Raw genomic sequence first — 16515 nt, forward strand, 5'->3', positions numbered from 1 at the left:
TTAGTTCTCCTGAAGTGCCCGCTGTGGGGCGCGAAGGTTGGATTCGTTGTTGGCGCGAGCGAGCAGCTCGATAGCACGCTGTCGGTTTGCTTCGCCGGGGATCATGGGGATGACCATCATCTGATCGGTCTGATACTGCGACGCGATGCGCTGCAGTTGCTGAATCGCCAACGGACCGTCGCCAACAACCACGCGCATGCGGTTGAGCGCGACTCGATCGCGTGCTTCAGCGCTGTATTGCGTAGGGTCGACCGCCTCGGGCAGCGCCAACGCCTCGGCTGGGGCAACAGACTCTGCCCGCAGCAACCAGTCATCAAAGCTGGTCGCCAGCCGCTCGGCCTGCTCGACGGTGTCGGCCACTACTGCGAATACAGCAACGATGACACTGGGCGCGGCATGCAGTTTTGATGGACGAAAGTTGGCGCGATAATGCTCGGCGGCCAGCACACCTTGCTGATGATGGGGGTTGATGAAGTGCGCAAACGTGAAGCCCATCCCTTCCAGAGCGGCCAGTTCAGCGGTACTGCCGCTGGCACCCAGTATGTGCAACTCAGGGAGGGTCGTGATCCGAGGTGCAGCGTAGATCGGCTGCGGCTGATCGCCTGCCCCCTCTTTGTCATCAAGGAGCAGAGCCTTGAGGTCCTTGAGCTTGGCCGGGAAAGGAATCTGGTGTGTCTTCTCATCATTGAGGGCACGGGTGACGCGTTGGTCCGCTCCGGGCGCCCTCCCTACTCCCAGGTCTATCCGCCCCGGGTACAACGCCTCCAGCACACGCGCTGTCTCGGCAACTTTGTACGCGCTGTAATGCGGCAGCATGATGCCACCCGAGCCAACCCTGATCGTCTCCGTATGGGCGGCAATCTGCATCATCAACAGCTCGGGGCTGCTTCCCGCCTGAACCCTGGATTGATGGTGCTCCGCCACCCAGTAGCGTTCGTAGCCCAAAGACTCGGCTGCTTGCGCCAGCCGCGTAGTGGCCCATAGCGCATCGCCGGCGTTAAAGCCGTCGTCTACTGGGGAATGGTCAAGAATGCTAAGTCTCACTGCGCCCTCCGGACAAAGAACACAGCCTATTGGAGAAACGATGCGAGATTTCGGCTCGTTTTTACCGAATCACATGAATTCAATTCACCAATGAGCTTTTCTACCCGGCTAGAGGACCTTCACAGTGGTATCACTGCAACTGGCGAACCTGCTCGTCTACAAAAACGCATCAAGAAGACAGGACACGGGGCAATTGGAGGCGTGGGTCAGGCTCCATTTCCCTTTAGTATTACGTCCGTCACTTCATCACTGCCTGAAGAGGAATACGCTATGCCGCTTGTACGGATTGATATCTCCGCCGACGCACCCGATGAGACAGTTGCCGCAATCGGTGACGTGATTTACGAAGCAATGATCAGCACGGCGAACGTGCCCGAACATGACCGATTTCAGATCATTCACCGCCATGCCAGCGATGAACTGGTGTACCCGGCTGAGGGCTATCTGGGCATTACCTACACAAAGAACATCGTGTTCATTCAGGTGGCCTGGAACGAAGGGCGAACCATTGACGTGAAGAAGGCGTTTTATAAGGCTATCGCCCAAGGCATTCATGACAGGACCGGGCACAGACAGGAAGACATCTGGATCAGTCTGATTGATAACAAGAAGGAGAACTGGTCCTTCGGAAACGGGGAAATGCAGTACGCGCCCTGAAATAAACAAGTAGACGTGCGGACGGGCCGCTAATGGGCCGATAGCCGGCAGCTATGGCCGGCTTCATCCAGTCGCCCGCAGGAACTATGCGGGTCGGCGACTACCGATACCCACGCGCCTGGATGTCGAACAGGCTGGCATAGCGCCCGCCGCCCGCCATCAGCTGCGCGTGGGTCCCCTGCTCCAGAATCCGGCCCTGATCCAGCACGATGATGTGGTCAGCGTTGCGCACGCTGGAGAATCGGTGAGAAATGAGCAACGTCATGCGCCCCTTCGCGTACTCGCGGAAGTGCTCGAATACGGCAGCCTCGGCCCCTGCGTCGAGGGCGGCCGTCGGTTCGTCCAGAATCAGCAGATCAGCCTCACGGCGCATGTAGGCCCGCGACAGCGCCAGCTTTTGCCATTGCCCACCGGACAATTCCTGCCCACCGGCGAACCAGCGGCCCAACTGCGTGTGATAGCCGTTGCTCAAGCGTTCGATGAACTCGGCGGCGATTCCTTGGGTGGCCGCATCGCGCCAACGGTCCTGGTCATCGAACGCGTCGACGTCACCCACGCCGAGGTTTTCGCCGACCGTCATCTGGTAACGGATGTAGTCCTGAAAGATCACCCCGATGCGCTGGTGCAAGGCCTGTTCGTCCCAGTCCTGCAAATCGCTGCCGTCCAGCAGGATCCTGCCTTCGTCAGGCGTATAGAGTCGGGTCAGCAGTTTGATCAATGTGGTTTTACCCGAGCCGTTTTCGCCCACCAGCGCCAGGCTCATGCCGGGGGTCAGGTGCAGGCTGATGTCGGTGAGCGTGGGATTCGCAGCACCCGGGTAGCGGAACCCCAGGCCCTCGCAGCGCAGGCCATCGCCCGGGCGTGCACCGGCCTTCAGCGTGCCGCGTACAGGTGCAACCGGCACCCCAAGGTATTCGTAGAGGTCAGACAGGTACAGGCCGTCCTCGTACAGACCGGCAATCGCGCTGAGGCTGGCAGTGATGGCGACCTGGCCTTGCTTGAACAGCACCAGGTACATCGTCATCTGCCCGAGTGTGGTCTGGCCGCGCACGGTGTCCATGACTACCCAGGCGTAGGCTACGTAGAACGCGGCTGTGCCCAATAGCCCGAGGGCAAAGCCCCAAGTGTCGCGTCGCACGGTGAGTCGGCGGTCTTCGGCGTACAGGCGCGTGAAATTGTCGCGATAGCGTTGCAGCAACAACGGCGCCATGCCGAACAGCTTCACTTCTTTGGTATGCGCCTCCTGGGACAGCAAGGCCTCCAGGTAATTTTGCTGGCGGGTTTCCGGGGCGCGACGCTGAAACAGGCGGAAGGCATTACCGGAGAAATGCGTCTCGGCGAAGAACACCGGCAGCGCACCGAGCACCAGGATCAGCAGCGCCCAAGGGGAAAAATGCACCAGCAGCACCGCAAAGCTGACCAGCGAGATCAGGTTTTGCGTCAGCCCCAGGCCTTTGGTGACAAGGCCCAGTGGCCGTGTCGATGCATCGCGGCGCACGCGCACCAACTTGTCGTAAAAGGTCGAGTCCTCGAACTGCAGCAGCGAAAGGGTCTGGGCCTTTTCCAGGATCATCAGATTGACCTTCTGCCCCAACTGCACCCGCAGCAGCGCCTGTTGCATTGAAAGCGCCCGTTGCGCCGCGGCCAGCAACGCCAACACGCCCGCCTCGGCCAACACGTAACGCAGGACAGGCCACACCGGCGCCTGGCTGCCATTGGCGTGGATCTGCATCGCCTGAACCACCGCATCGACGATCCGCTGGCCGATCCAGGCAGCCAGCGCGGGCAAAATGCCGGCGATCAGCGTCGCCACGATCAAGCCGGCGAACAAGGGGCGGGAAGTCGCCCAAACAAGGCCGACCGCCCTGCCGCTCTGGGTTGAAAATGCAGTCAAACGATTGAACAACGACATCAAAGGCGCAGGCTCCGGATTGGCGGTGACGGGGGATTGTAGCGGCTAGTTCGGCACGCTTCCCCGGTCTTGTGGGTAGCCATCTGGATAATCAGGGGCGATTCAGGCTTTGCATAGAACTGCAGGCCACTCCGTCAGGGCGGTATAACCGTGCAGAGAGACTTGAGCTACGGATGTAACGGAAATGGGAACCCGCAGACAGCGGCCCAGTCCAAAACGCACAACAAACCAGGATGGGCAAATGACAGTGTTATCAACCGTTTTAGTGGTGGAAGATGACTGGCTCATTCGCAGTTTGATCCATGAAATTTTAGAGACGGAAGGCTTCGAGGTCGTCACAGCAGAGACAGGCGACGACGCTTGGGACTGGTTGTGCAAGACCTCGGGAGGGGCGGATCTCATCCTGTCCGACATCCATATGCCGGGTGGGCTGAGCGGTATTGGCTTGGCAAACCGGGTGCAAGCTCAATGGCCCCGCATCCCGGTGATCTTGTCCTCGGGAGGACGAGGGCAACAAATCCTGGAGTCTGGATATGCTCCTCTTTTCATCCCCAAACCTTGGCATTCCCTGGATATCGGCGCCATTTGTCGGCGCGCATTAGCTCTGGCGATTAACCGAGAGTGATGCTGCCGACCCCATGGCGGTTACGTTGGAGAGTCTTTTTCCGAACCACTTCTTTTCAGACCTCAACCCGGTTCAAGGAACCAGGGGTTCGAAGAAAGTAGGGGCTAGCGGGCAATCATGCCGGCTGCCTGTTCAGTCGCTTCAGTGGTACGCGTCGCCAACTTGCGAACCTCGTCGGCAACCACTGCGAAGCCACGACCCGCCTCACCCGCACGTGCAGCCTCAATGGCCGCATTCAGGGCCAAAAGATTGGTCTGGCTCGCGATGCTCTGGATCGTCCCCACGATCTGGGACAATTGCGCGATATTGTGCTCAAGCGTCTGCTGATGCTTGACCTCTGTTTCCCTCAGCACGTCCTGCTCGTGTTGCAAGTTGACGTCCACAAGCGCACCGACTACTCGCAGCGGCAGGCCGGCGGGGTCACGCCTGGTCTGGCCTCGCGCACGGAACCACCGATATTCGCCGCTTTTCATCCTCAGCCGGTACTCGATATCGAAGGGTGTCTTGCCTGATCTGTCACTCAGATGAGCCCCGAAGGCGCTGAGGCTTCTGTCCTTGTCATCCGGGTGTAACCTGGATGCCCAGCTGTCCAACACATCTGGAAACTCCTCAACCGTTTCGAAACCCAGCAACCGGCGGAACTGAGGTGACCACCAGAACGGGTTTTTGGGGTTTACAGGGTCTCCGGCAATGACCTCCATATCCCAAAGCCCATCCGAGAGCATTTCCCGAGCCAGCTCGAATCTGGTGATGATGACGTCGTGCTCCTGGTCCCGCTCCAGCTGGTCATGGATATCCCGGAGCGAGCCAGCGACCCGGATGGGCGTGCCTCGCTCGTCGCGGAGTGTCTCACCCTGTGCGTGGAACCAGCGATATGAACCGTCTTTCATGGCGAGCCGATTATTGACTTTGTATGGGGTCATTCCGGACTTGTCGTTGAGATGGCGAGCGAAGGCGTCGAGTGTTGCCTGCTTGTCCTGCGGATGGAGCCGATCGGCCCAACTGGCGAGCACATTTGGAAAGTCTCTTTCGTCCTTGAAGCCCAGCAGGCTGCGGAATTGCTGCGACCACCAAAAGCGATTTCCGGGGTTGACCGGGTCGCCTGCCACGACCTCCATGTCCCAAAGACCTTCACTGGACGCGCGATTGACCAAATCGAATCTGATCTCGTGAGCTGACGCGGAGGCTGCTGATTCGCGAAGCAACTCGCGGGCATCCTCAAGCTCCTTTTCGAGTTGGGCTATGCGGGATTGGTATTGATCATTGGAGGACTGGATCAGGCGCCAGGCATCCAGCACTGCTGGACCTTCTTTGCACTGGGCGACCTCAGGATGTTCGCCGCTCATGATCGACGTCAGCAATTGCTTCAGGGCGCGACGATCGCGGCGAAGAAGGAAAAAATTGGGCATGGTGTACAAGCTCGAAATGCGTGACGGGCCTCCTCCATGGCACCTTGCCATTCTTATCGTCTCAAGCGACAGAAACTTTATCTGTCTGGCTGAATAAATGGCCGTCAACCCGCTGAAATTCCTCAGTAATAGAGGATCTGCTTACGAGGTGTGTGTATATCGAGCCACGCGGAGGGAACCATGGTCAGATCTGTTTTCCTGGCTTTGGCATGCCCCGCCTGACCAAGCCGTTCGCGATGCTGGATAGCGCTTCTTATCAGGCCGTAACGGGGCAGAGAGTCAGGCAGGAATGATCGAGATCTTGCCGTTTCGCTCCAGGATCGCGTACTTGATCTGCTCCACTCGTTCGAAACCCTGCTCTATTCTTGCGGCCTCCAGGATGTCGTCTTCCTGAATACGGGCCTCGTGCATGCGATGTCGCAGGAAAGCGCCGTTTTCAACGATGATCGTCGGCCCCCCATCGATCAGCTTGGCCAAGCGTTTGGACCGCCGCTTGACGAGGGAAAGCCCGATGTCGATCACCATCAACGTCACGATGACCAGAACCGCATTGGTCACAGAGAAGTCATCGCCCAGCAGCGCTTGCTGGGTGGCTTCGCCAATGACCATCAGCAGCACGAAATCAAACGACGTCAGCTCCCCCAATGATCGTCGGCCAGAAATCTTGAAGAGCACCATCAGTGCCAGATAAATCGCGCCCGCGCGTAGTACGGCATCCATTGAGCACCTATGGGTAAATGAACTGAGTGACTGGAATGTGGCCGCCGCCCACGACACTGATCTGACTTTTGAAAAGCCCGATGCCGTCGCTGCGCCATGAGATAAAGAGCGTGACGTGCCCGCTCTTGTCGGTGGGGAAAGTAAGACTCAAACCCTCGGGACTGCCCACCGAGCTGACCGGCTGCGGCTGGATAGACTCGATGCTGAAGCCATCCAGCATAGGCTTGCTGATCGACAGTGTGACCTCTTTGCCCGGTTGCCCCGTGGCCTGGACGATCATTGGATTGGTCCCGCCCGCTCGGTGGAAACGCTCGTACTGCACCGTCAGATCACCCTGCTCGCTCACCGATTCGAGCGTGCTGAGCGGGCCTCTGGAAAACAAGCCGAGCAATGTCAGGACGACCACCGCCGTCAGCACATACCAGCCAACCCTCTGGAACTTCCAGACCTTGCGCTGCAGCGCAATGTCCTCGGCCACGGGGTGTTCACGGTCCTGCATTTCCTGCTCTAAGAGGCTCATACGCATCACTCGTCGGGACTAGCGATGTGACTGCTTTGGTCTGTGGGAAGTTCTGGTGGGGTAAGCGGGTGCTGCTGATTTCGTGGGGGCGTTTGAGACGCTGAGCTCGTCTTTGGATTTAGCGCTTCGATCAGGCTAGGGGCTGCCATCGCCATGGATCTGCATGGCCTGAACCACCGCATCGACGATCCGATGGCCGATCCAGGCGGCAAGCGCGGGCATTACGCCGGCGATCAGCGTCGCCACGATCAAGTTGCTGAACAAGCCGTTGAACAAGGGGCGGGAAGTCGCCCAGACAAGGCCGACCGCCCTTCCGCTCTGGATTGGGCAATCAACTTTGAGGGTAGCGTTTAAATAGCTCGGTAGCTTCCCAGCGTGTCGCATGTGCCTGCAAGGATGGGAAAGCATTCGCCCTGACCACATCAGCGACCATCAACTGAATGAACGACCAGGCGACGGCGCTGGTGATGTCGACCTGTCCCGGCCTATCTGGCGCAACCGGTTGCGGTCCCGACATTAGGGCATCCCATGCGCGACAAGCCGCCAACAACTGCTGGGTTACCCGGTCCAGCCAAGGCTGATGGCGTTTTTCCTCCGGTCGCAGTTTGTATTCGTAAACGATCTGCACTGCCTTTTCGCAGGCAGCCAACGCCAGCCCCAAGATCCGCAGCGATGCGGCCAGAGGCAAAGCCTGGTGTGGCATCAATTTTTGCTCAGCCGGGCTCAGCGCCTCGAAGTAGTCGATGATCAGCGTCGAATCCATCAACACGCTACCGTCATCCAGCACCAAACTCGGTGCCTTCACCACCGGGTTGATCGCACCGAATGCTTCGTAATCGCGGAATACCGAAAGCGTCGCGTGCTCGAACGACATACCCATGACATCCAGCGAAATAGCCACACGGCGAACATAGGGGGAATCCAGCATCCCAATCAGTTTCATAAGGCGCACTCCTTTCTGGTGGGATCAATCCTATTTCTTGGCTTTGCCGCAGAGAAGCGGAATTTGGTGTTTCCAGGGAGTACAGGCGATGTCGTTAGCCTTAGAGGCTCGGTTGGCTGTAGCGAGGGTAGGTCCCCGACGGTCGAGGGAGCGACGGCAGTAACGTGCCGCCGCACAGATCCGTGTATACGTGCGAGTAGCACCGTACGCCTAGATATGCCCGACCCCAGCGTTGTTGAGGACAGATACTCGGGTCAAGCTCGGCGCCGCTGGATGCACCAGATAGCGTCGATATAGCCTGAATGCATCCAAAACAGCCTGATCTTGGGGGGTAAAGTCAGAGCCACTGCTACTAACATCGTTCCCAACGCACTTCCTGCCCAACGTACTTTGACAGGCATCACCGGCGGTGGAGCCGAACAGAGCAAACGCATTGCCTGGCTGTTTGGAATCATTGAAAAGCGGGTGAGTCACATCCTCAAAGTAGTTGCCTTCAACCAAGAGATAAGATGTATCGGTTCTAGACATGATCGCACCCTGATAAGTCAAATGACTAAAGAGGTTGTTGACCAACTGGGCACGAACCTGCGCTCCATTCATTCCACCTGAATGGGGAGCTCTGCCGGAGGTGTGGTGAATATAATTGCCAGCGAGAGTTAACGTGTCATCTTTGCCCAAGAATAGCCAGACAAAATAGTGATGACCGTCGCACGTTGCAGAATATTGCGTCCTGCCATCAAACTCGTTGTCAGAGATGGTGACGTGACTCGCGCTTCCAAAACCCGTGACGATCATCTGCCGACCTATCCGAGCAAACGTGTCGTGGTCAATCCAGACTCCATCGGTATTGTCCAGAGTTAAGGCATCTCCACCCCAGACAACACGTGGATTGATGTCAGATATTGTGAGATTACGAATAATTACATTTTTAGCACCGTCTCCGACGAAGAGCCCGATGCCTTTGATTCCTGCTTTCGAGCCTTGACCAACTAAAGTTTTGTTCGAACCGATTTTCAGGTGCTGTAAGCCAGCCTTATCATAGGTGATGGTCGTCTTGGGCCGTGACTGGCAGAAATGAGTAACTCCATCAATCCCCCATTGACCGCTTCCGTTGGTGCATACATTAGCCATACAGCCGGTCTCAGTCACGTCCGGGCTTCCATCGGACAGAACAGTCCCACGAAAGTCGAATGCGCGATCTAGACTAATAACTCGTGGGGCAGTGTCTGTGCACGCTCCATGACTGTCTGTGGTGGCACACAGAGCTGTTCTCAATTCATCAACAGTGCGAGGGTGTACAGCAGGGGCGCTTCCCCCTCCCGTAACACCGCTTGCGAAGCCTACTGGAATTTCCGCGCTGAAACATATCACTGGGGTCAGCAATGTGCCTAATGACGTAAACAAAAACAGATATCGAATGGTTTGGAGGAAAACAAACATACACGTTCTCTGATGAGCTGAAGGAGGGATCTTATCAATTTTCCGAGGTCATACCATCCCACCAAATGACACTTAGAACAGATTACAATTTTTCTTTCAGCTGAAATTCAGTTTGCGCAAAGCATTTCAAGCTCACCTGCATCTCGCCTAGGTCAGTGTCCATTTTTTCCAGCATCGGAACGCAAGATTCCACCATCGATATAGCTGCGGACCTGAGCTCTTCTTTAGGTATGGCGGTTATGCATTGCTCATCAACCATTTCAGACTCCATGCAATCCACCACGTCGATCATGAGCATGTTAAGACTCGGAAGCAACACCTCCTTCAAATAATCCAATCTGAGATTCAGCTCGGCGAGTTTATAATTTAAAGGCACTCCGGATGGCATTGAAGATCGCTCATTGACTAGCCCAGGAGCTGGATCAATGACCGCATCAGTTGCATAATAGCTATCTCTTTCGAGCAGCTTCATCATTGAAACGATACTATCAATTTCAGCGGCAAGTGTTTTGGTCAAGTTATTGAATACAAGCACAGACCTGAACTGATACTTTCCAATATATTTCACATCATTTCCAAATGGCAGTGATCCGCTAGCCCCCCCCTGTAAAGTCTTAGCTCGACGTGCAGTTGTTCGAATCAAACGGCGTCCAGTCATCATCACTTGCCAACTGAATCGCTAGTAACGCACCATCTGCAAAGGCCAAACGGAAACAATCTGCGGAAGACGTAATATCCAGCCAGCCCGAATAGTTAAGGTCCTCGAGTGGCCTAGCTAGTTCATCAGTGGAGACGATACGGACCAAGCGACCTTGGGGTGTTACCTCAAAATGATCTTGTGTGCATTCAAGGTCGCTGGTGTAAAAACCATGCCCGTCGTGACCGTTTGGCATGCGGTATCTAAATGTTACATAGTCTAGTGCTTTCACAACTTCTATCCTTGCAAGACTGATCCACTAGCTCTGCTTGTGCAAAAGCTTGATATGTTTTTAACAGGTCAACACAAATATAATTGCCGAGTATGATGATGCGGCACAACAAGTTAAAGCAAGGCTCACCTAGCTTCCTTATGGGCGGTAGTAGGAACTTCAGAGCTTGAAATGTCCTACAAGTTTGGTGAAAGATAGCGCCAATTTAGAGAGCTCACTGCTCGACGCGCTTGTTTGATTAGCGCCTGCTGCCGTTTGAGCGGAAAGGTCCTGCACATTTATCAAGTTGCGATCAATCTCTCTTGCCACCTGCGCCTGCTGCTCTGCGGCACTGGCAATCACCATGTTGCGTTCGCTGATCTGATGCACGCCTTCGCTTATGCGTTTGAGTGCGAAGCCAGCCTCGGTCGCTAACGCCTGGGTATCCATAATCATGCTTTGGCTTTTACCCATGGCCAGTACTGCATCATCAGCGCCTTTGCGAACGTGGCTGATCATGGTCTCTATCTCCTTGGTGGAGGACTGGGTGCGGTGGGCCAGTGCGCGAACCTCATCTGCAACTACTGCAAAACCCCGACCCTGCTCGCCGGCTCGTGCTGCCTCAATGGCGGCATTCAACGCCAAAAGGTTGGTCTGTTCGGCAATGCCACGAATGACTTCCAAAACCTTAGTGATGTCATGAATTTGTCCAGCTAATGCTTGGACGCGCTGCGTGGAATCAGTAATGGCAAAGGTGACCGCGTCTATCGCCGTTACGGCTTGCTGCACTTGCTGTTGACCTTTGTGAGCCTCGTCCGCAGTCGTGCTGGAGATCTGTGATGTGCTGACCGCATTACGGGCGACTTCTTCAACAGCGGCGGTCATTTCCGTAACTGCCGTTGCCGCTTGCTGAATTTCGCTGCTTTGCATTACCAGTCCGCGCGTGCTGCTGTCGGTGACCGTGGTCAACTCTTCCGCAGCAGATGCTAGTTGATCCGCTGCGCTGGCAATTTGCTGGACCGTATGTTTAAGATTACCTTGCATATCGCTGAGGGATTGCAAAAGCTGCCCCGTTTCATCAGTTCCACTTACCTCAACCCGTTGAGTCAGATCACCTCTCGCCACACGGCCCGCAGCGTCAACAGACTTGTAAATTGGACCGGTCACCAATTTGGTAGTCACGAGGCCAAGTACTCCTGCACACAAGACGGCCAATAGGCAGCCAATACTCAGCATCCAGGTGAGTTGGGCAGATTCGCTTTGCGCGAAGAGCGTAGCCTCACTAGCTTGCCGGGTATTAGAATCAAGAATGACGTTGAGATCGCCTTTGACAGCTTTGTAGGCAGGTAACACATCAGAAGTGGCAATGTCTCGTGCGCGCTGGATGTCATCGTTTTTTAGCGCGCTAAATCCTTTGTCTACTGCACCGATATAAGCCGGCCAGTCGCGCTCAAAGCTGTCACCAGCGGCTTTCTCGTCGGGCTCTAAGGGTGTGGCACGGTATGCTTTGAATGCCGTAAGGGCTTTATCTTGATTTTGCCGGTACGACTCCTGGTTTTCCCTGATCTCGTCAACGCTTGCGTTTGCAGCAGTCAGCATCACCGCTTTGAGAAAATCACGGTTAGTGGCAATCGCGCTGGCATTTACGGTTTGGGCTTGGTTGATGGAAACGACATTATTTTCGACAATGTCCTCAATTTGACCGTTTAGCTTAGCCAAGCCGGATAGCCCAAGCGCGGCCACTGCAATGGTGATCAGTGCGCAGAGCCCAAATGCTATCATCAATTTGGATTTTAGTTTTGACTTCGAAACATGCAACGTAGACATAGTTATCGTCCTGCAGTAAGAACTTTCGTCCTTCAACTTAGTTTCGAACCAAGCTTGAGACAGACGGGGTGAGAAAAAATGGCTTCAATTTGTTCACTAACAAAAGCTTAAGGATTCGTCATCATAGGCTCTTTCTTAGCCTAAGCGGCTCTGCCATTAAGTTAATGGCCGGACCATCGCGCGAAGCCGGATCTCTAAATTTTCCAGAGCCATTAAAATTTCTGTAAGTTCACACTGCGCCTGATGGACCGCAGCATTACCTTCGTGATCTTTTATCAAGATCTTGTAGCTTGCAGAAAGGGCTTTTGCACCACTCTGGCTAAGTATGCCTACAGCGTCCGCTAAGTTCTTTGTCAAACTCAATACCGCTTTGAATAGCACGAAGGAGTCGCGTCGCAGCATCCTTTCCTTAAAGCTATGTCGTACAACATTGTCCGCATCAATTGTGATGGGTATATCTCGCATCGCGCTACTCACATCGTGAAAAGCGATTTCAAGTTTTGTAGCAGCAAATTCCGCGCTCGCAGCTTGTTTCGAAAGCCCTTGATTGAAGCGAGAAAGCTCTGCAAGGGTATTTAATTGAAGTGTCGGCAAAGTCATTTTTTCGAACTCAGACGTATTGGAGGGATAACTAATTTTCACTGCGCCTGTAATTGCGATCGACAGCAGTTAGCTATCATCCCAGTTGAGATCTGCAACGGCATCACACAAGGCTTGTGTAGACATCTTAGTCACACTTGTATGAGTACTGAGTTTTTCGTCAAAGATAATGCTGCGCTACTACCCATGGAAGATAATTTTTTGCAAAGGCGAAAATATATGCGTTTTTTTTAAATATTTTCGCTTTTTTTTAATTTAGAACGTGCTTTACGCAGACTTAACCTCTGCTTATGCCCAAAGGCGATGCACTGCAGCCACACCCCATGAAGGTGCATGCTAGGAGATCGCGTGAGCCGTACCAACGCAAAAGCGTGCTGGGTTCTCGCGCAGCTAGATAAATGAGTTTGCTCTCAAGGTCTCGATTGGCCGCTCTCCAAACGTAGAGGTGTAGTACTTATCAAATAGGTAAAAATTGGTGAATCCACAAAGTGCAGCAATTTCTTTAGGTGTTCGGATGGGGTGCTCTCGCGATTTGAGCATAACGTGAGCCTTCTTTAGTCTCACGTCGCGAAGGTAGCTCATGGGAGTACATTCTTTGAATTGCTTAAAGCCTAGCTGCAAACTTCTTACGCTAACCCCAGAAAAGGCTGCCAAGTCACTTAAGGTCAATAGCCTATCGTAATGATGCTCAACATATTCTACGGTCCTTTTTATAGTGTAGGGCGTTGGTGCTTCCAGAGTTCTGGTGCATGTTAGCAACTGCGAATAGTTGTTCTCCACATTGTATACAATGAAGCACATAAGGCTTTCTTTGAGATGAGTCAGAACTTTATCTTGTACTAAGTCACTTCCTGCTGCCAGACTGATTATAGTACTTCCCACGCTCTTCATGAATTCAGTTATCAAAACCCCACATTCATTTTTTTTGAAAACCAACCTGGAAGCTTGAGTCTCGCCATTCAATATGGACAAGTATTTAATGAGATCTGTATGAGCGACGTAGATTGCTAAATACTGTGACCGCCGAGAATAACTAGCCATTGTCAGTTCTCTATGGTCTATCAAAAGTCCGGCATTAGCTTTCGAGAGCGTTCGCTGCTTGCCACTCTCCCATACTACATTTCCTTCTTGAGCTAGGGTGAACAGAAACCCATCAGCCTCTGATCGTACTTTGTATCCCCAGCCGGTCGGCGATGAGGTAATACTTACTGTTGACTCACCCAGTTTGCATAGCTTTGTAACGCACTCCAGCCTGTTCTTTTCGACAGTAAATAAATCCATCTCAAAGCAATATTTTGCTAAATATTTTTCAGCGGCTTCTTCATCCACTAAGTGGGAAGCCAGGTAATGGAAATCGCTCATAAATAGTACCGATGAAGATAGTCCAAACTTCTATAAACTCGCGGGGCGAACGCGCTGTGAGTGATTCACGGCAGAATTGTTGTGTCAAATCGCTTCAGCCTATCACTTGTTTACTGTCTATCCGCTTAACAAATGATCTATCGCGATGATGGTGGAGCATGCTCTGGACCTGGTGTTTTCCATGCCTGCAGCGTTGAAGGAAGAAGGAATGAATGACCATCCTCGCCGACCGAGCGCCGGCTAACGGCGGCACAGCTTCAGATGCTAGCCGGAGTGCCGCCGGCCGTCGAGTGGCTCGCCAAGATCGGCAATCCGCGCACCTGACAGGCATACCGGAGCGACCTTGGGGAGTTCTGCCATTTCGTTGGCCTGCCGACCGCAGACGAAATTCGTTCGGTGCCCCGGACGCATGTGTTGACCTAGCGCGCCGATCTGGAGCGCCGGGCCTTGTGTTGGATCACTTTGGGCTGTGTATAAATGAGGGCACAGGTTAGGTGACTGGCAGCCGGACTCAACGAGCAAACCCGTCGCATCCGCGTGTGCGCCCTCCCTCCGGCCCCAGTCCCAAAATTATGCCCTCAGGTCGGGGTTTTCAATCTGTTTAGTAGGCTAGGTGCTACTGCCGCGACACACACCTTGGAATGTCATTACATCGCCAACAGGTAAAACCGCGTGTCAACCGTCATTAGCGGAAACGTCCCTGGCAGTGCTTTCTTATTGATACGCTGAAACCCGTGCTTTTGATAAAACCGATGCGCCGCCAAAAACTCTGCCGTTGTTCCTAAATAGACGCGCTTTAATACTGCGAGCTTGGCAGCATCAAGCAAACATTTCAGCAACTGCCGCGCCACCCCTGATTCGCGTCCACGCCAGGGCTTGGCGACGAACATCTTCCGTAGTGCAGCCTCTCCATTGCCTATGTCCTTCAAGCCGATTGTACCGATCACCATACCGTTATACCGGGCCACCCAAAAATCACCGACGCCGGTCTGATAAAAAGTCCGAATAGACATCAGATCCGGCTGGTCGTGCGCGGAGATGCTCATTCCGAACTCTTCCCTCTGAATGGTCAGGATCATATCGACAATGTCCTGCTCGTCGCCCGGTGCGTATCGATCAATGCGTATCTCAGAAGCGGTCACTGCATTCTCCTGGTAAGTTTTGGCAGAGCAAGGGGATATGTGCATATGTAGCTTTGTTTCTGCAGCAGGCTTTTGGTCCATGAACTGAAAAGACTCCGGCACTGCACTCAAACCTTTCATCCACAAGGTTTCACCTGATGCAGTCTGCGGTTAGGTGCAGTGTCTGGCCGGATAGCGGTAGCTCGGTGAAAAGCTTGGAGGTCTCTGAGACAGCCCGCTTCCAAGGGCCAGACAGCAACGCTTTTTTGCAGAGGGCGCTTGCTCCATCATGGCCCACCTTGTCCGATCGTTTCAAAGCGCTTCAGCCTCCCATCGAGTCGGCTTGCTTGGATCTCGGCAGGTCTGACGTTCATGGATTGTGGTAAAATTCCGCCAATTTTTTTCGTGCGGATTTCCATGAGCAGTCCTGATCCTCAAGCTAAAACGACCCTGGCGATTTACTTTCGCCTGTTGACCTATGTCCGGCCCTACACCGGCCTTTTCTGCTTGAGCATTGTCGGCTTTCTTATCTTTGCGTCCACCCAGCCGATGCTCGCCTACGTCCTTAAATACTTCGTCGATGGCCTCGTTAATCCCGAAGCCAGTCTTTTCCCCGACAACCCCTATATTGGCCACCTGCAATTGCTCCAGCTTGTGCCGCTGATGATCGTGCTGAGCGCGGTCTGGCAAGGCGTCGGGTCCTATCTGGGCAATTTCTTCCTCGACCGCGTCTCCCTCGGGCTGGTGCATGACCTGCGTGTCGTGCTGTTCAACAAATTGCTCACGCTGCCCAACCGCTTTTTCGACAACAGCAACTCCGGGCACCTGATCTCGCGCATCACCTTCAACGTGACCATGGTCACTGGCGCTGCCACCGACGCAATCCAAGTTGTGATTCGCGAAGGCATGACGGTCATCTTCCTGTTCGGCGCACTGTTGTGGATGAACTGGAAACTGACCTTGGTCATGCTGGCGATACTGCCGCTCATCGCGGTCATGGTGAACAGCACCAGCAAGAAGTTTCGCAAGCAGAGCAAAAAGATTCAGGTGGCCATGGGCGATGTGACCCACGTGGCGTCAGAAACAATTCACGGTTATCGCGTGGTCCGCAGCTTTGGCGGCGAAGACTACGAAAAGGCCCGCTTCGAAAAGGCCAGCCGCAGCAATACCAAAAAGCAGTTGGCGATGACCAAGACCGGCGCGGTTTACACACCGATGCTGCAATTGGTGACCTACAGCGGCATGGCCATCGTGATGTTCCTTGTCCTTTATCTGCGCGGCGATTCGTCGGCGGGCGATTTGGTGGCCTACATCACCATGGCCGGCCTGCTGCCCAAGCCGATCCGTCAGTTGTCCGAAGTCAGTTCCACCATCCAGAAAGGCGTCGCCGGTGCGGAGAGCATCTTCGAGCAACTGGATGAGCAGAC

At 54.3% G+C, this 16515-nt stretch carries 16 protein-coding genes and 4 pseudogenes; 3 read left to right on the top strand and 17 right to left on the bottom strand.

Features of this window, described 5'->3' with window-relative positions:
• Positions 1-1044 (bottom strand): MsnO8 family LLM class oxidoreductase, encoded by a 1044-nt coding sequence (locus QMX88_RS18630; protein ID WP_282371780.1) that lies wholly within the window; start codon positions 1042-1044, stop codon positions 1-3.
• 270 nt (positions 1045-1314) lie between these two features.
• Here QMX88_RS18630 and QMX88_RS18635 point away from each other — a divergent pair, with 270 nt between their 5' ends.
• Positions 1315-1701, top strand: coding sequence for a tautomerase family protein (locus QMX88_RS18635; protein ID WP_282371796.1), 387 nt, complete (start codon positions 1315-1317; stop codon positions 1699-1701).
• Positions 1702-1801: 100 nt separating this feature from the next.
• Here the strand turns inward: QMX88_RS18635 and QMX88_RS18640 are convergent, their stop codons facing one another.
• Positions 1802-3613, bottom strand: coding sequence for an ABC transporter ATP-binding protein (locus tag QMX88_RS18640; RefSeq protein WP_282371781.1), 1812 nt, complete (start codon positions 3611-3613; stop codon positions 1802-1804).
• Positions 3614-3854: 241 nt separating this feature from the next.
• On the opposite strand from QMX88_RS18640, the gene QMX88_RS18645 reads away from it, so the two are divergent.
• Entirely contained in the window at positions 3855-4238 is a 384-nt protein-coding gene (locus tag QMX88_RS18645) for a response regulator (RefSeq protein WP_282371782.1), read from the top strand.
• A gap of 113 nt (positions 4239-4351) precedes the next feature.
• Here QMX88_RS18645 and QMX88_RS29775 read toward each other — a convergent pair.
• The 15 genes and pseudogenes from QMX88_RS29775 to QMX88_RS18715 all read right to left on the bottom strand — a co-directional run.
• Positions 4352-4588: pseudogene (locus QMX88_RS29775) on the bottom strand (methyl-accepting chemotaxis protein); the annotation flags it as partial.
• Positions 4589-4636: 48 nt separating this feature from the next.
• Positions 4637-5698 (bottom strand): annotated as a pseudogene (locus tag QMX88_RS18650) (PAS domain-containing protein); the annotation flags it as partial.
• 228 nt (positions 5699-5926) lie between these two features.
• The gene (locus tag QMX88_RS18655) at positions 5927-6367 is read right to left on the bottom strand and encodes a DUF421 domain-containing protein (protein ID WP_237253660.1); all 441 of its coding nucleotides are present in this window, start codon (positions 6365-6367) and stop codon (positions 5927-5929) included.
• Positions 6368-6374: 7 nt separating this feature from the next.
• Positions 6375-6887, bottom strand: coding sequence for a hypothetical protein (locus tag QMX88_RS18660; protein WP_282371784.1), 513 nt, complete (start codon positions 6885-6887; stop codon positions 6375-6377).
• Between the two features lie 153 nt (positions 6888-7040).
• Positions 7041-7271 (bottom strand): annotated as a pseudogene (locus tag QMX88_RS29780) (hypothetical protein); the annotation flags it as partial.
• Entirely contained in the window at positions 7219-7830 is a 612-nt protein-coding gene (locus QMX88_RS18670; protein ID WP_282371786.1) for a glutathione S-transferase, read from the bottom strand. The gene QMX88_RS18670 and the pseudogene QMX88_RS29780, both read right to left, overlap by 53 nt.
• A 210-nt stretch (positions 7831-8040) precedes the next feature.
• The gene (locus QMX88_RS18675; protein WP_282371787.1) at positions 8041-9270 is read right to left on the bottom strand and encodes a polysaccharide lyase family 1 protein; all 1230 of its coding nucleotides are present in this window, start codon (positions 9268-9270) and stop codon (positions 8041-8043) included.
• 82 nt (positions 9271-9352) lie between these two features.
• The gene (locus QMX88_RS18680; protein ID WP_282371788.1) at positions 9353-9913 is read right to left on the bottom strand and encodes a hypothetical protein; all 561 of its coding nucleotides are present in this window, start codon (positions 9911-9913) and stop codon (positions 9353-9355) included.
• Positions 9885-10199 (bottom strand): hypothetical protein, encoded by a 315-nt coding sequence (locus QMX88_RS18685; RefSeq protein WP_282371789.1) that lies wholly within the window; start codon positions 10197-10199, stop codon positions 9885-9887. The genes QMX88_RS18680 and QMX88_RS18685 overlap by 29 nt, the downstream gene beginning before the upstream one ends.
• 159 nt (positions 10200-10358) lie before the next feature.
• On the bottom strand, positions 10359-11222 hold the full coding sequence (locus tag QMX88_RS29785; protein WP_442969474.1) for a methyl-accepting chemotaxis protein: 864 nt from the start codon (positions 11220-11222) through the stop codon (positions 10359-10361).
• Positions 11217-12005: pseudogene (locus QMX88_RS29790) on the bottom strand (MCP four helix bundle domain-containing protein); the annotation flags it as partial. The gene QMX88_RS29785 and the pseudogene QMX88_RS29790, both read right to left, overlap by 6 nt.
• A gap of 156 nt (positions 12006-12161) precedes the next feature.
• Positions 12162-12605 (bottom strand): hypothetical protein, encoded by a 444-nt coding sequence (locus QMX88_RS18695; RefSeq protein WP_282371791.1) that lies wholly within the window; start codon positions 12603-12605, stop codon positions 12162-12164.
• A 390-nt stretch (positions 12606-12995) separates the two neighbouring features.
• Positions 12996-13967 (bottom strand): helix-turn-helix transcriptional regulator, encoded by a 972-nt coding sequence (locus tag QMX88_RS18700; protein ID WP_282371792.1) that lies wholly within the window; start codon positions 13965-13967, stop codon positions 12996-12998.
• A 647-nt stretch (positions 13968-14614) separates the two neighbouring features.
• Entirely contained in the window at positions 14615-15109 is a 495-nt protein-coding gene (locus tag QMX88_RS18710; protein ID WP_282371797.1) for a GNAT family N-acetyltransferase, read from the bottom strand.
• A 266-nt stretch (positions 15110-15375) separates the two neighbouring features.
• Positions 15376-15507: a hypothetical protein gene (locus QMX88_RS18715; protein WP_282371793.1), complete on the bottom strand. Its 132-nt coding sequence runs from the start codon at positions 15505-15507 to the stop codon at positions 15376-15378.
• On the opposite strand from QMX88_RS18715, the gene QMX88_RS18720 reads away from it, so the two are divergent.
• Positions 15506-16515 (top strand): ABC transporter permease (locus QMX88_RS18720; RefSeq protein ID WP_282371794.1); only part of this gene is annotated, 1010 nt, incomplete at its 3' end. The two genes, QMX88_RS18715 and QMX88_RS18720, sit on opposite strands and share 2 nt — an antisense overlap.

It is taken from the genome of Pseudomonas sp. PS02290, from assembly GCF_029960075.1.
Lineage (GTDB): Bacteria > Pseudomonadota > Gammaproteobacteria > Pseudomonadales > Pseudomonadaceae > Aquipseudomonas.